A 14,640-nucleotide genomic window follows, 5' to 3' on the forward strand; every position below is an offset into this window, starting at 1 on the left:
AGATGAAAATTTTCTTTTTACTAGGTTGTATTGCAGCGGGGCTATCTGTTGCGTTAGGAGCCTTTGGAGCACACGGTTTAGAAAATAAAATTTCTGCGAAAATGTTAGAAGTTTGGAAAACAGGTGTTACATATCAAATGTTTCATGCAGGTGGACTATTCGTAGTTGCTTTATTGATGGATAAGGTTCAATCATCACTTTTAACTACTGCTGGTTGGCTTATGGTAGCTGGGATTATTATGTTTTCAGGCAGTTTGTATGCATTAAGTACGACAGGTATTAAGTTCTTTGGCCCAATTACGCCTCTTGGTGGCGTAGCGTTTATTGTAGCATGGATTTTAGTCGGAACTGCAGTTGTAAAAGGTTTATAAAAAAACAAAAGCTGGCATATGCCAGCTTTTTTTATGGTCTTGGAGCATAAGTTGCTTGTTGACTAGGTAAGTACGTAATTTCTTCGGGGAATTCCACATAATCTAAGTAAATCATTAATAGTAAAAAACGTTTCCCTGATTGTGGCTCACTAATTACAATATGATCGCGACCAGCTGCTTCGATAATACCTGTATACGATTGGGTACCGAGTGAGCTACCACGTTCATAAGTCATTACAACCGTAGCTTGCTTACCCTTGTTTAAACGAAGGATATTTTCAATATAGGATTGTTCTAATGGTAACATGCCTTGAGAAACGGCATATTGAGCTTGCGCCGCTTGTTGTTGCATTGCTTGCTGTTGTTGTGGAGTCATTTGCTGCGGTTGTACATAAGTTCCAGATGGTTGATAAAATCCAGTTCCGTAATACGGGTTTTGTTGCTGTGCCATTCAAAAATCCCTCCTTATTATCAATCCTTAATAAACGCTAGGACAATCTTCGCCAGATGGCTGGAAGAAGCAGTGCTTTTTGAAGCGACCAGAGTTTTGTTGATTATACCAAGTTGACGGACAAGGGCCTTCAGGTCTAAAAAACCATAAGGCAAAATTTGCAGGCCAAAAGCGTTGTCCCTGAATCGTTCGCCTTGCTAAAGCAATATCTTGTTCCCTTGCACGTTGATAAAAATACCCTTTTTGTGTTGCCTCAAAACCACCAGGATTTTGATACACCATTTGACGTAAATTACGTATTTTTTTAAAATCTAAACAATTTCCACGGACACGATTTACCCCAACGTTCCCGACCATCAACATCCCCTGTTGTCCTTCTCCTTCGGCTTCAGCACGCATCAGTCTAGCTAATAACTTTACATCTTCTTCGTTATAAGCAATAACGCCCATTATGTGTCACCTCTCTTTTTGGAATACCTTGTGGAAAGAGGTTTATCCCGCATTAACGGGCAGTAAGACTCCCACCTTAAAATTGGGCTGGAGCAAAGAAGGTGGGTGGGAGATCAAACTGCTCGTAAAAGCCCGATTAGTTCAACTAATAATCAGTGGGAATGAACAAAACCCCCACTGATTAAAGTTTCACTTTATCTCTAGATGAAGTGTGTAACAATTACTAGTTCATACGTATGAGGAAAAGGACTCAGATATGACAACCAAACGAAGTTTTACATGGAGAGAAGAAAATAAAAAAAGCTAGCGTGAGCTAGCTTTTCATCATTATTAAAATACTTTAGACCATAAGTTTGAGAAGAAATCTCCAATAGAGCGCATTGATAATACAAACCAATTTGCTTTTTCAACTTCTTCTGTCGTTTTTGCAGTAGCTTTCATACTTTTACTACCGTCTAAGAAACCATATTTATCAGTTGATTCTAAAGTAATTGAGCCTACTTTGGTATCTTTCTTAACAGGAGCAACTAAATGTCCATCTTCAGCAAGGGATTTATCTAATTCAGTCCCAATTTTATAAGGCTCTTTGCTACCTTTTTTCGCAATTACTGTTATTTCTTTTTCGGGTGCAACAGTTACTTGGTCTTCTTTCCCTTTTACTACAGAGATTGTATTGTTTTTATTAACTTTTAATTTTTGTTTTTCAAAGTTATTAAATCCATGTTCGATTAATTCACGAGATTCTGTGAAGCGTTCATCCATTGATTTTGTTTTAATAATAACCGAGATAAGACGAACATCACCACGTTTCGCTGTAATAGTGAACCCATATCCAGCGGTATCAGAACTACCAGTTTTTAAACCGTCCGTTCCATCATAAGAGAAGGCAGCGCCTGGTAACATCCAGTTCCAGTTTTCCATACGAATTGGTTTTGGATGATTGTCTGGGAAGTTTCTAAATCTTTGTTTTGTATCCTCTAGCATTTCTGGATACTTTGTAATAATCGTTTTTGCAAGAATACCCATATCGCGAGCTGACATGGAGTTTTCTCCGGTCGGATCTGTTCCTTCAGGATGTTTTCCTTTTAAATCAGCATTATTTAACCCGGTAGAGTTTACAAATTTATATTTCTTTAACCCTAGCTTTTTTGCATGTTCATTTGCAAGATTTAAGAAGTTTTTCTCACTTCCTGCAAGAAGTTCTGCTAAAGCAATACTAGATCCATTTGCAGAGAATATAACAATAGAATGATATAATTCTCTTACAGTATATTGACGTCCTTTTTCGAACGGTACATTAGAGAATTCATTATTACGAGAGACTTCATAAGCGTAATCAGAAATATTTACTTTCGTATCCCAAGTGATTTTTCCTTCTTTAATTGCTTCTAAAACAGCGTAAACAACAATTAATTTTGACATACTAGCAATAGCTAGCAATTCATCTGGATTTTGCTCGTGAAGTATTTTTCCTGTATCTGCATCAAATAAAAGTGCAGCAGCAGCCTCAATATGTATTTTTTCTTCCGCATGGGATGTTGTTACTACTAAGGAAGAAATTGACAATACAAGCAATAGTAAAATAGACAAGATTTTTTTCATATAGATTATCACCTTCGCATCGTTATTTAGCATATAGCTCGTATCATTTTAGCATAAATTTGGATATAGAAAGGTTACAATTTTGTAAGGTATTTGAAAGAGATTTGTCGATTTTTGTTCAAATTTGCGGAGAAAAGCAGTTTTTTGAGGAGAAATATGGAGGGTAATAAAAAAAGGAACGAATTTCGTTCCTTTTTCACGATTTATATGTGTAAAAATTTCTCTACCTTTTCGTCTGGTAAAATGTTTCCAACGAAAAATGTTCCGAATTCACCATAACGAGCACTTACTTCATCGAAGCGCATTTCATATATAAGTTTTTTAAATTGAAGAACATCGTCAGCGAATAATGTTACGCCCCACTCAAAATCGTCGAATCCAACTGACCCTGAAATAACTTGGCGTACCTTACCTGCGTACTGGCGACCAATTTTACTATGACTGTACATCATTTTCTTACGTTCTTCCATAGGAAGCATGTACCAGTTGTCATCACCTTGGCGACGCTTGTCCATTGGGTAGAAGCAAATGTGATTTGCTTTTGGTAGTTCTGGATATAAGCGAGCTAAGATTTGTGGGTTTTGATATGGATCTTCATCAGCTGGAAGGTAGTTGCTTAGTTCAACAACAGATACGTAAGAGTATGCAGGAACCATATATTCAGCTAATGTTGTTTTATTCAATTCTGTCTCAATTTCATTTAACTCTTCCATTGTTGGACGTAAAATCATAAGCATAATATCAGCTTTTTGGCCAACAACTGTATACATTGCATGACTACCTTTTTTCGCAGTAGATACTTCGTTCCATTTTTCAACGACATTTAAAAATTCAGACACAGCTTGTCCGCGTTCGTCGCTAGATAATGTTTTCCATGCAGCCCAATCAATAGAACGTAAATCATGTAAACAATACCAGCCATCTAACGTTGTTGTTGCTTCACTCATTCTATTCACCTCAGTTAATGATAGTTTTACACGTTAACTATAGCATATATAGTTTTAAAATCATCTATATAAAGCTTTGGCGCATAAAATTGTCACATTTAAATTTACTTGAAAATAGGAGGAGATAAGGATTAAAGGGGATTTATTTTTAGGCTGAATTTTATGAAAATATAATCATTTTCATTTTATCTATTTTTTGGGAGCTATAAGTTTAAAATATAGAAGAAAAGCAGTATTCTTAAAGATAGAGTTTTTTTAACATATGTAGGAGGGTTTATTCGTGAGCAACTTATTTACAACAGTAAAAGAAAAAGTTCAAGGAAAAGGCATTTCTATCGTACTTCCTGAAGGAACTGATGAAAGAATTTTAGGCGCTGCAGAGCGTTTAGCAAAAGAAGAGTTAGTAAAACCAATCTTAGTTGGTAATAAGGAAGAAATTAGCGCAAAAGCTGCTAGCATGAATTTAACATTAGCAGGCGTTGATATTTATGACCCAGCTACATATGAAGAAATGGATGCAATGGTAGCATCTTTCGTTGAACGCCGTAAAGGTAAAGCAACTGAAGAAGACGCTCGCAAAATCCTTAAAGACGAAAACTACTTCGGTACAATGCTTGTATACATGGGCAAAGCACACGGTTTAGTAAGTGGTGCAGCTCACTCTACAGCTGATACAGTTCGTCCAGCACTTCAAATCATTAAAACAAAACCAGGCGTTACAAAAACTTCTGGCGTATTCATCATGGTACGTGAAGAAGAGAAATATGTATTCGCTGATTGCGCAATTAACATTGCACCAAACAGCCAAGATTTAGCTGAAATTGGTATCGAGAGTGCAAAAACTGCTGAATTATTCGGTATTGACCCACGCGTTGCTATGTTAAGCTTCTCTACAAAAGGTTCTGCGAAATCTCCAGAAACAGAAAAAGTTGTAGAAGCAACTCGCATTGCAAAAGAAATGGCTCCTGAATTAACTTTAGATGGAGAATTCCAATTCGATGCTGCATTCGTACCATCTGTAGCTGAGAAAAAAGCTCCAGGTTCTACAATTAAAGGTGATGCTAACGTATTCGTATTCCCAAGCTTAGAAGCTGGTAATATCGGTTACAAAATCGCTCAACGTTTAGGTAACTTCGAAGCAGTAGGACCAATCTTACAAGGTTTAAACATGCCTGTAAATGACCTATCTCGTGGATGTAACGAAGAAGAAGTGTACAAGTTAGCTTTAATTACAGCAGCTCAAGCACTTTAATTCTATAATGAATTGAAATAAAGACCGTCGCTATAATAGCGACGGTCTTTATTTTTCTAAGCCAAGTGCTTTATTGTTACGATCAATAATCCGTTGTAAATTCGTCTCATATAAAGGTATTTCATCTATTGTTAATTGAGATGGTGTTAACTTCGGAGCGAATTGCTGCAATGTTTTTAAAAGGCGCATCATTAAATCTTGTACTGTAATGGTTTCGCCAAGTAATTCTGAAAGTGAAGCCATCGTACTCGGTACAATTTCAGGATACGTAAAGCGTGTTTCTTCTCCTTGAATGGCTAGGTTATAGAAATCACGAACGAGTGCGGCACGCTCAGAGCCACTTCCTGTAGCACAAAGATAAATTTGGACAGCGACACCCCCGCGAATACGGCGCTGTGAAATGCCAGCGAATTTTTGATCGCGAATACTTAAGTCATAGCTACCAGGACAGTAAGAACCTACAATTTCTTTTGCCTCGATAGTAACGTCGTAATCCTTTAACATCTCCTTAATTAAATGCCACATCGTATCGTATCCAAGATCAATATCGATACCTTTTTCTGTTTCTTGGAATAAAAGTGATACGTTTAAAACACCTTCATCAAGCACGACTGCAAGCCCGCCAGAATTACGAACAATAACATTGAAGTTGTTCTTTTTTAACAAGGAAATGCCTTCTTCTAAGTGTGGTAGGCGTGAATCTTGAATGCCAAGAACAATTGTATTGTGATGAACCCAAGAACGCATTGTTGCAGCTGATTGACCATTTCCAATGCTTGTGCACAGTGTGTCATCCATTGCGAATGACTGCAATGCATGGAATGTTGGTCCCAAACTAGATTGATCTACAATACGCCACTCTGGCTGAGATAAAATGGAACGGGAATTGCTCATATAACTAACCCCTTATCTTTAAAATGACAATCTCTATTATAGCAAAAAAATGAAGAATAGAGTTTTCTCATATATAAAGGGGAAGTTTAGATGTGAAAGAATAAAAAGGATGCATTATATGCATCCTTTTTATTCTGCAATTTTTTCTAAATTACCGTTTCGATCCATTCGGAAAGATGTTTGAGAACGTTCTTCGTCATCCATGACTGCCAACTTACGAGCTCGGTTCATAATGTTCATAAGTGTTTCGTAATCTTCTTGTACAGTATGAGATTGCTTTTCTAATTTTTCTAGTTTCTTTTCTAGTTCTTCATTTCGAAGGATTTGTGCTTTAATTTCTTGTTTCAATCTCGTATTCTCGTTTTCAAGAGCTGTTACTTTTATATTTGAGGATCCAACTGTTTGTAAGAAATAAATAACATCTTGCATTGTCATAGAGCTTTTTGCAACAGGAACGGTAGATTCTTGATATGGAATAGCTTCTTTATATTGTACAATTGATTCCTCTTGTACGAATTCTTCATAATCAGTTATCGAATCTGAAGCTGGTGGTGTATAAAGTAAACGTTTTTTCGCTTGCTCACCGCTTGCAGCGCGCATTTTATCTTTACGATGTTTTTTTGCTAGTTGAAGAGCTTGTTCATAGCTATAGCGAACGACAGCATTCCAGCGGAAACCACAAGCAGCGGATGTACGATTTAACTGATCCCCTACTTCCTCAAATGCATTTAATTGCGTACTTCCTTCTCGAACATGACGAAGTACCGTTTCAGCAAGTAATAAATCATCCTCATCTGTCCAAGCATCTTGTCTTACTTTCATAGATTCAACTCCCTTTCTTTTTATGAACTTCCTATTTTTATAATGGGCAAAAAAATAAACTTTTATACAAAGCTTTTAAAAATATGGTAGATTTCGATGAAAGGTAAAAATTTTCCCATGAATGGTGAGCGCTTCTGTAGGAGAGCATATAAATATGTAGCATTATGTAGAGAATAGGCCCTGTAGGGAAACTTGCAACGAGCTTCAAAGAACGGTAAAATACCATTTAGTGTTTATTTTTAAATGTACTTGAGAAAAGTTTAAAATAGAGGAAGTGTTATATAATGGGAAACGAATTTCGCGTGTGCGATGACTGTCAGGCAACGAACGTTAAAACGTTAGTTCCGAAGTTAAAAAAAGTAGATTCATGTGCAACGATTGAAGTTGGATGTCAGTCTTACTGTGGTCCTGGTCGTAAAAAATCATTCGCATTTGTAAATAACCGTCCAGTTGCGGCTCCAACAGAAGATGAGTTAATCGTAAAAATTGAAGCAAAGTTAAATAAGTAAGAAAAAGAAGAGTGAAAAGATTACTCTTCTTTTTTATGCCCATAAGAGGAACGATTTATTCTGCGAAAGTGCTCTTGTGTGGACGAACGTTTTCTAAAGGATGGATATAACTTTTGTATTAAAGTTCTAATTTATATAAATTTGTATTTCAAAATAATGGTTGACAGTCTTTTAAAGCGATAGGTAGAATAGAAGTGTCTGATTCTGAGAATCATTATCAGGAAAATAACAATTCACCTAATTTTTTTATTACTATTTGAGAATAAATTTCATTTTAATAAATATATGTTGTTGGTTAGGATGGTTGAGGGATGGAAGCGAGCGCAAGCAGTATAGAACAGCAAGAAGAGAATGTTAAAGAGATTAAGAGCAGACCGCTCATTGCTTCTATTATTTTAGTAGCGGGTACAGTTTTGTTAGCTTTAAGCATGGCAGTTTCTATTTCTTTTGGGGCTGCAGATATTAGTTTAAAGACTGTATGGCAAGCTGTATTTCAGTTTGATGGATCTATTACACATCATAACGTAATTCAAGAGCTTCGCATGCCTAGAGCAATAGGGGGCGTAGTTGCAGGTGCCTTTTTAGCGGTATCAGGAGCAATTATGCAAGGCATGACGCGAAATCCACTTGCTTCACCATCGTTAATGGGGATTACAGATGGTGCAGTATTTGGAATTGCAATTATGTATGCATTTTTTCCTAATTCACCTTATTTGATGTTTGTTATTGCATCTTTTATTGGAGCTGCGTTTGGTGCAAGCATTGTATATGGAATTGGGTCTTCTTCACCAGGTGGATTAACACCTGTGAAATTAGCTTTAGCAGGTGCAGCTATTAGTGCTCTATTAGGGGCAATTTCATCTGGAATTGCATTGTATTTTAATCTTGCTCAAGAGGTGAGCATGTGGAATGCAGGCGGAGTTGCTGGAGTGAAATGGCAAAGTATTAATATGTTAGTGCCAATTGGCCTTGTTTGTCTTTTTATCGCAATTATGATGTCGAGATATATTACAATTTTGAGCTTCGGTGAAGAAATTGCGATTGGACTTGGTCAAAATACGACATTAATTAAATTTATCGGAACAGTACTTGTTCTTGTTTTAACGGGTTCCGCAGTTTCCATGGCAGGATCAGTTGGATTTGTTGGTCTTGTAATCCCGCATATGACTCGTTTCCTTGTAGGCTCGGACTATAGATGGGTTATTCCATGTTCTGCGGTCTTAGGCGGGCTGTTAATTGAATGTGCAGATATGTTATCTCGCGTTATTAACCCGCCATTTGAAACGCCAATTGGAGCAATTACAGCGCTAATTGGGGTTCCATTCTTCCTCTACTTAGCACGTAATGAAGGGAGAGGAAAGATGTGAGGACGAGTGTCTTAACAAAAAAGAACATTTCTATATTAACGATTTTAGTAGGACTAATCGTTTCTATATTTCTTATTAGTTTAAATACAGGAACTTTTAAAATACCGCCAATGGACGTATTAAAGTCATTGGTTGGAATAGGGGCTGAAGATCAGTCTGTTATTTTATTTGAATTCCGCATGCCGCGTATGGTGATTGCTATACTAGTCGGATCTGCTTTAGCGATGTCAGGTGCGATTTTGCAAGGATTATCACGAAATCCACTTGCTGATCCAGGTATTATCGGTATTAACGCTGGAGCGGGATTAACAGTTGTTATATTCGTCTACTTTTTCTTTGGAAAAGTTGGGACTGGTACATTTTTATCTGTATTTATCCTTCCATTCTTCGCGTTGGTTGGTGCAATATTAGCGGCGGTTATTATTTATTTACTAGCATGGAAAGACGGCGTTTCATCAACGAGATTAATACTAGTTGGTATCGCTGTTGCAGCCGGGTTTGGTGCTGTTAGTTTAATTTTTTCTATGAAGATGACATCTAACGATTTTCGTTTTGCTACGATTTGGTTAGCAGGAAGTCTATGGGGCACAGATTGGAAGTTCGTGCTAAGTGTACTTCCATGGATGGTTATTTTCTTGCCACTTGCTATTAGTAAGGCGCACATATTAAATGTAATGAACCTAGGCGATTCTACAGCAGTTGGTCTTGGTTTAAATGTAGAAAAGGAAAGACGTAAATTATTATTTATTGCAGTTTGCTTAGCTGGTGCATCTGTCGCTGTTGCCGGAGGAATTGGTTTTATCGGTTTAATGGCTCCGCATTTAGCGAGGCGCCTTGTTGGTGGTAAACATCAAATTATGCTGCCTACTGCTGCACTAATAGGGACGTTTTTACTCTTATTCGCAGACGTAATTTCAAGAAGCGTGTTAACAACTTCAGAAATACCGGTCGGTCTTGTTATTTCTGTAATTGGTGCACCATATTTCATATACTTACTTATGAGGACAAAATAAAGGGAGGCTTTTTGTATGGCAACTTTAGCAGTTGATGCGGTATCTGTTGGCTATAATGAAGGGTTAATTATTGATGGATTAACAGTTGAAATTCCGGAAGGGAAAATTACAACAATTATTGGACCAAATGGTTGTGGGAAGTCCACATTATTAAAAACGGCTTCTCGTATTTTGAAGGCGAAAAAAGGTACTGTTTATCTTGACGGAAAAGCAATCGAGAAACAACCAACAAAAGAAATCGCAAAGAAAATGGCGATTTTACCACAGACTGCAGAAGTGCCAACTGGCCTTACTGTGTTTGAACTTGTTTCATATGGACGTTTTCCTCATCAAAAAGGATTTGGAACGTTGAAAGAAGAGGATTATCGTTACATTCATTGGGCACTTGAAGTGACGGGAATGACAGAATTCGCAAATCGTTCAGCAGAGGCGTTATCAGGCGGGCAACGTCAACGTGTATGGATTGCGATGGCCCTTGCACAAGGAACAGAATTACTTGTATTGGATGAACCAACAACGTACTTAGATATGGCTCATCAATTAGAAGTATTAAACTTATTGAAAAAATTAAATGAAGAAGAAGGTAGAACGATTGTTATGGTTATCCATGACTTAAACCACGCTTCTCGTTTCTCAGATCATATGATTGCATTAAAAGCAGGTAAGTTAATGAAACAAGGAACGCCAGATGAAGTTATGACAAGTGAAACACTTCGCAGTGTATTTGAGATTGAAGCTCAAATCGTTCCTTGTCCAGTAAACTGTAAGCCAATTTGTTTAACATATGATTTAGCGATGATTAGTAATCAATTGCGTAAAAAAGCATAAGTAGAACCCCCTCGTGAAGAGGGGGGACTTCTAATGGACGTTGAGCTTCTTATATAAGAATGGGAAGTTGAACGCCCGTTAGAATGGGTTATTAACAACAATTAATAAATATATATAAATTAATTGTTATATTTGTTTCTTATAGTTCATTGTAACTTATAAGATAAATACAGCTAGAAGGAGTGGGAACATGAAGAATTTTAAAATGGCACTATTAGCAATGGTACTAGTTGTGACTTCTGTACTATTTGCAGCTTGTTCTAACAAAGAAGAAGAAAAGAAAGCAGATGCAAAGACTGAAGAGCGCACTGTAAAACATGCAAAAGGGGAAATTAAAATTCCTGCAAATCCAAAGAAAATTGCTGACCTTAGTGGTTCAACAGAAGAATTATTAATTTTCGGTATGAAACCGGTTATTACTGCTAATACATCTCAAGAAAAAATTGATGCACATATTGAAAAGAAACTAAAAGACGTTAAACCAGTTGGTTCTGCTTGGGGCGATAAAATTAACATCGAAGCAGTAGCTGCTGCAAAACCAGATTTAATTCTTGTAAATAATCGTCAAGAAAAGATTTATGATCAATTATCTAAAATTGCACCAACAGTTATGTTAAACACTCCATTAGATCAATGGCGTCCAAAATTCCAAGAAGTAGGTCAAATCTTCGGTAAAGAAAAAGAAACAAAAGAATGGTTCAAAAAGTATGATGAAAAAGCAAGCAAATTACATGACAAAATCGTCGCTAAAACTGGTGAAGCAACATTTATGAAAATGGCTGCATATCCAAATGCTTTCCGCGTATACGGTGACTACGGTTACGGTAGCGTAATCTTTAATGATTTAAAACTACCAGCAGTTAAAGGTACACCAACTGATAAACCGTTAGTACAAGTACAAAAAGAAGCTTTAATCGATTACAACCCAGATTACTTATTCGTATTTACAACTGGTGACGGTTCTCAGCGCTTAAAAGAATTCCAAGAAGAATCAATTTGGAAAAACATGAACGCTGTTAAAAACAACCACGTATTTACAATTAAAAATGAAGACTTAAACAAAGGTTACTTCCCACTAGGGAAAGATATGATCTTAGACGAAGTTGCTGAATTCGTTTTAGGTAAATAATGTATAAAGGAAATCACTTTTACTTCGGTAAAGGTGATTTTTTCTTTTTATAAAGGGAATTAATACAGTCTTTCATTTCTTTCTGTTTCTCATTTCGTTTATAATATAAAGTAAGAATGTAGTAAAGAAAGGGGGATGTCGGAAAGTGGTATATTTAAACGACAAACTCAGCGAAACAAAAGTGTTTAAAGACCCAGTACATAAATATGTGCACGTGCGTGATCGTGTTATTTGGGATTTAATCGGAACGAAAGAATTTCAACGCTTGCGCCGTATTAAGCAGCTTGGAACGACATTTTTTACATTTCACGGTGCAGAGCATAGTCGCTTTACTCATTCGTTAGGTGTATACGAAATTATTCGTCGTATGATTGATGATGTGTTTGATGGCAGACCAAATTGGAATGCTGAAGATAGATTGTTATGTTTATGTGCGGCATTACTTCATGATGTCGGCCACGGCCCATTTTCTCACTCGTTTGAAAAAGTATTTTCATTAGATCATGAGAAATTTACGCAAAAGATTATCGTTGGCAATACGGAGATTAATGATGTATTAAGTCGTGTTGATAAGGAGTTTCCACAAAAGGTAGCAGATGTAATTGCAAAAACGTCTACTAATAAATTAGCGATTAGTATGATTTCGAGTCAAATTGATGCGGATCGTATGGATTATTTATTAAGAGATGCTTATTTTACAGGCGTAAAGTACGGAAACTTCGATATGGAACGTATACTGCGTGTAATGCGTCCGTATGGGAATCAAGTAGTCATTAAAAATAGTGGTATGCATGCTGTTGAGCATTACATTATGAGTCGTTATCAAATGTATTGGCAAGTATATTTCCATCCGGTAACGCGAAGTGCAGAAGTTATTTTAACGAAGATTTTACACCGTGCGAAATCACTGCACGAGAAGTATTACACATTTAAAAATCATCCTGTTCATTTCTATTCTTTATTTGAAGAAGAAGTAACAGTAGAGGATTATTTAAAGTTAGACGAGAACGTTATGTATTACTACTTCCAAGTATGGCAGGAAGAAGAAGATCCAATTTTAAGCGATTTATGTCGCCGTTTTATGAATCGAAATCTATTTAAATATGTAGAGTTTACAGATAAACACGGTTTAGATAATTGGATGGAGTTAAGTAGTTTATTTAAAAAGATTGGACTTGATCCGGAGTATTATTTAGTAGTTGATTCAACATCGGACTTACCGTATGACTTTTATCGTGCAGGAGAAGAAGAAGAGCGTCTGCCAATCCTGCTTCTTATGCCAAACGGAGAGCTTAGAGAGCTTTCACGTGAATCGGATATTGTTGAGGCGATTACAGGTAAGAAAAGAACGGATCAAAAGTTATTCTATCCACATGATTTAATCTATGAAGATGGAAGAAAAGGAAAATATAAAGAGAGAATTATTGAGTTGTTAGAAGGAAAGAAATAAGAAGCAGCTAATGGCTACTTCTTATGAAAAAACTTGAAATTATTTGTCGCTTAATCGTTTTCCGCCAACTGCATAATGGTTTTTAGACATTTCTTCGATGAAAACAACGATGTTTTCTTCAGGAGCACCAGTTGTTTCGCTTACTGCTGCTGTTACTTTCTCAGCAAGAGCTTTCTTTTGTTCTTCTGTGCGTCCTTCTAGCATTTTCACTGTTACGTATGGCATGTACAATCGCTCCTTTTATGTAAGTTACACTCTTATTATAGCGGATTATGGGGAAGAACAATCGAAAAAACAAATAATTTCTTTTTTTGACATATGGAAGAGGAGATGAAGTATGGATCAGTTATTTAGATATCCATTGCACGAAATTCCGTTGGTAGCAATGGCGATTATTATTGCATTATCCGTTCATGAATTTGCACATGCATATGTTGCATATAAATTTGGGGACGATACAGCAAAGAGACAAGGGCGTTTAACGTTATCACCGATGGCTCATTTAGACCCTATCGGTTTGATTGCAGTATTAATTCTTGGATTCGGTTGGGCAAGACCGGTTCCTGTTAACCCATATAACTTTAAAAGACCGCGTCTTGCAGGCATATTAGTTTCAATTGCAGGGCCGATTAGTAACTTAATTTTAAGTGCAATTGGTTTAATTATTTGGTATAGCTTATTAAAATTTGGTGTATTATACTCAATTCCATCTGCAGTAGCAGATACGTTAGCTCAATTTTTCCAGATTTTTATTATGCTGAATATCGTTTTACTTGTATTTAACTTATTACCGATCCCACCACTTGATGGGTATCGCGTAGTGGAAGATTTAGCACCAGCAAATATTCGCGCGAAAATGACACAGTATGAAAAATACGGGGCAATTGCGTTATTAATTCTCGTTATTACACCGCTTAGTAATTACACAATTCAACCTATTTTTCAGGTAGTTATTCCGCATGTATTTGTATTTTTAGATAGCATCATTGCGCCTATTTTTGGCCTTTTATAATTTTTAAGTGAGGAGGATTTTACATATGACAGAGAAAAAGAAAAAAATCGGTTTTAATATCGTGAAAAATGATTCAACAGATGGACATGGTGGATTTGGTGTTGGGGCATTAAGCTTAGAAAACATTTCACCTGTATTTGTTGATGTACTAGAGAAGACTGCATTCGTTGATATCGGTGCGATGCATGCGCGTAGTACAGTAGAAAAAGGTATTAAGTTTTTAACAAATAAAGATGAAGTTCCAAACGGAAAACCATTTTGGCTTGTTTGGGTAACGATTGAAAGAACTGCGACAGGTGCGTATTACGCAGGTGTAACAGCTTGTGAAATGACAGTTGACCGTGAGATTCGCCGCGGATATAAATCACTTCCAGAACACGTAAACAAAATGGATAAATCAATGAAGCGTCACATTATGGTTGACCATATGGATGAATCATCTAAAAAAGTACTTGGTACGTTCTTGAAAGAACATAATGAAGCGATTTGGAACGAATCTGGTGAAGAATTGCGCCGTGCATTATTAAGTGAATAAAAAATAGC

Annotated in this window: 17 protein-coding genes; 10 read left to right on the forward strand and 7 right to left on the reverse strand. The window is 36.6% G+C overall.

The genetic code is table 11. The features are described from left to right. Positions 1-2 precede the first annotated feature (2 nt). The gene (locus tag MR167_RS13770; RefSeq protein ID WP_000688315.1) at positions 3-371 is read left to right on the forward strand and encodes a DUF423 domain-containing protein; all 369 of its coding nucleotides are present in this window, start codon (positions 3-5) and stop codon (positions 369-371) included. Positions 372-402: 31 nt separating this feature from the next. Here MR167_RS13770 and gerQ read toward each other — a convergent pair whose 3' ends face one another. From gerQ to hemQ, 4 genes are all read right to left on the reverse strand, one after another. Next, the gene (gerQ, locus tag MR167_RS13775) at positions 403-822 is read right to left on the reverse strand and encodes a spore coat protein GerQ (protein ID WP_000068643.1); all 420 of its coding nucleotides are present in this window, start codon (positions 820-822) and stop codon (positions 403-405) included. A 27-nt stretch (positions 823-849) separates the two neighbouring features. Further along, a complete protein-coding gene (cwlJ, locus tag MR167_RS13780; RefSeq protein ID WP_000538161.1) occupies positions 850-1,272 on the reverse strand; it encodes a cell wall hydrolase CwlJ in 423 nt (140 codons plus the stop codon). 330 nt (positions 1,273-1,602) lie between these two features. Beyond that, positions 1,603-2,874, reverse strand: coding sequence for a serine hydrolase (locus MR167_RS13785; protein ID WP_000722880.1), 1,272 nt, complete (start codon positions 2,872-2,874; stop codon positions 1,603-1,605). Positions 2,875-3,077: 203 nt separating this feature from the next. Next, positions 3,078-3,821, reverse strand: a complete 744-nt coding sequence (hemQ, locus tag MR167_RS13790) for a hydrogen peroxide-dependent heme synthase (RefSeq protein WP_001287602.1) — start codon at positions 3,819-3,821, stop codon at positions 3,078-3,080. 280 nt (positions 3,822-4,101) lie between these two features. On the opposite strand from hemQ, the gene pta reads away from it, so the two are divergent. Continuing rightward, on the forward strand, positions 4,102-5,073 hold the full coding sequence (gene pta / locus MR167_RS13795) for a phosphate acetyltransferase (RefSeq protein WP_000067215.1): 972 nt from the start codon (positions 4,102-4,104) through the stop codon (positions 5,071-5,073). A 48-nt stretch (positions 5,074-5,121) separates the two neighbouring features. On the opposite strand, the gene lipL is transcribed toward pta, so the two are convergent. Next, a complete protein-coding gene (lipL, locus tag MR167_RS13800) occupies positions 5,122-5,967 on the reverse strand; it encodes an octanoyl-[GcvH]:protein N-octanoyltransferase (RefSeq protein ID WP_000071959.1) in 846 nt (281 codons plus the stop codon). Between the two features lie 129 nt (positions 5,968-6,096). Next, positions 6,097-6,789 carry an RsfA family transcriptional regulator gene (locus MR167_RS13805; protein WP_000868355.1) on the reverse strand — a complete coding sequence of 231 codons (693 nt, stop codon included), beginning with the start codon at positions 6,787-6,789 and terminating at the stop codon, positions 6,097-6,099. Positions 6,790-7,073: 284 nt separating this feature from the next. Here MR167_RS13805 and MR167_RS13810 point away from each other — a divergent pair, with 284 nt between their 5' ends. From MR167_RS13810 to MR167_RS13835, 6 genes are all read left to right on the forward strand, one after another. Continuing rightward, positions 7,074-7,298: a YuzB family protein gene (locus tag MR167_RS13810; RefSeq protein WP_000526079.1), complete on the forward strand. Its 225-nt coding sequence runs from the start codon at positions 7,074-7,076 to the stop codon at positions 7,296-7,298. A 311-nt stretch (positions 7,299-7,609) separates the two neighbouring features. Then, positions 7,610-8,665 carry a FecCD family ABC transporter permease gene (locus tag MR167_RS13815; protein WP_000388296.1) on the forward strand — a complete coding sequence of 352 codons (1,056 nt, stop codon included), beginning with the start codon at positions 7,610-7,612 and terminating at the stop codon, positions 8,663-8,665. Further along, positions 8,662-9,678: a FecCD family ABC transporter permease gene (locus tag MR167_RS13820; RefSeq protein ID WP_001260753.1), complete on the forward strand. Its 1,017-nt coding sequence runs from the start codon at positions 8,662-8,664 to the stop codon at positions 9,676-9,678. Before MR167_RS13815 ends, MR167_RS13820 begins: the two co-directional genes overlap by 4 nt. Before the next feature lie 15 nt (positions 9,679-9,693). After that, positions 9,694-10,506: an ABC transporter ATP-binding protein gene (locus MR167_RS13825; RefSeq protein ID WP_000212066.1), complete on the forward strand. Its 813-nt coding sequence runs from the start codon at positions 9,694-9,696 to the stop codon at positions 10,504-10,506. Positions 10,507-10,696: 190 nt separating this feature from the next. Continuing rightward, positions 10,697-11,635 (forward strand): ABC transporter substrate-binding protein, encoded by a 939-nt coding sequence (locus tag MR167_RS13830; protein WP_000787726.1) that lies wholly within the window; start codon positions 10,697-10,699, stop codon positions 11,633-11,635. Between the two features lie 145 nt (positions 11,636-11,780). Continuing rightward, a complete protein-coding gene (locus tag MR167_RS13835; RefSeq protein WP_000262742.1) occupies positions 11,781-13,085 on the forward strand; it encodes an HD domain-containing protein in 1,305 nt (434 codons plus the stop codon). A 39-nt stretch (positions 13,086-13,124) separates the two neighbouring features. Here the strand turns inward: MR167_RS13835 and MR167_RS13840 are convergent, their stop codons facing one another. Continuing rightward, positions 13,125-13,310 carry a 2-hydroxymuconate tautomerase gene (locus tag MR167_RS13840; protein WP_001147171.1) on the reverse strand — a complete coding sequence of 62 codons (186 nt, stop codon included), beginning with the start codon at positions 13,308-13,310 and terminating at the stop codon, positions 13,125-13,127. 112 nt (positions 13,311-13,422) lie between these two features. On the opposite strand from MR167_RS13840, the gene MR167_RS13845 reads away from it, so the two are divergent. Together MR167_RS13845 and MR167_RS13850 are read left to right on the forward strand one after the other, a co-directional pair. Further along, on the forward strand, positions 13,423-14,097 hold the full coding sequence (locus MR167_RS13845) for a site-2 protease family protein (protein WP_000372445.1): 675 nt from the start codon (positions 13,423-13,425) through the stop codon (positions 14,095-14,097). A gap of 25 nt (positions 14,098-14,122) precedes the next feature. Continuing rightward, entirely contained in the window at positions 14,123-14,632 is a 510-nt protein-coding gene (locus tag MR167_RS13850) for a YwhD family protein (RefSeq protein ID WP_000136681.1), read from the forward strand. The last annotated feature ends 8 nt before the right edge of the window (positions 14,633-14,640 follow it).

This window comes from Bacillus cereus group sp. BfR-BA-01355, assembly GCF_022663675.1.
Taxonomy (GTDB): Bacteria; Bacillota; Bacilli; order Bacillales; family Bacillaceae_G; genus Bacillus_A; species Bacillus_A thuringiensis_S.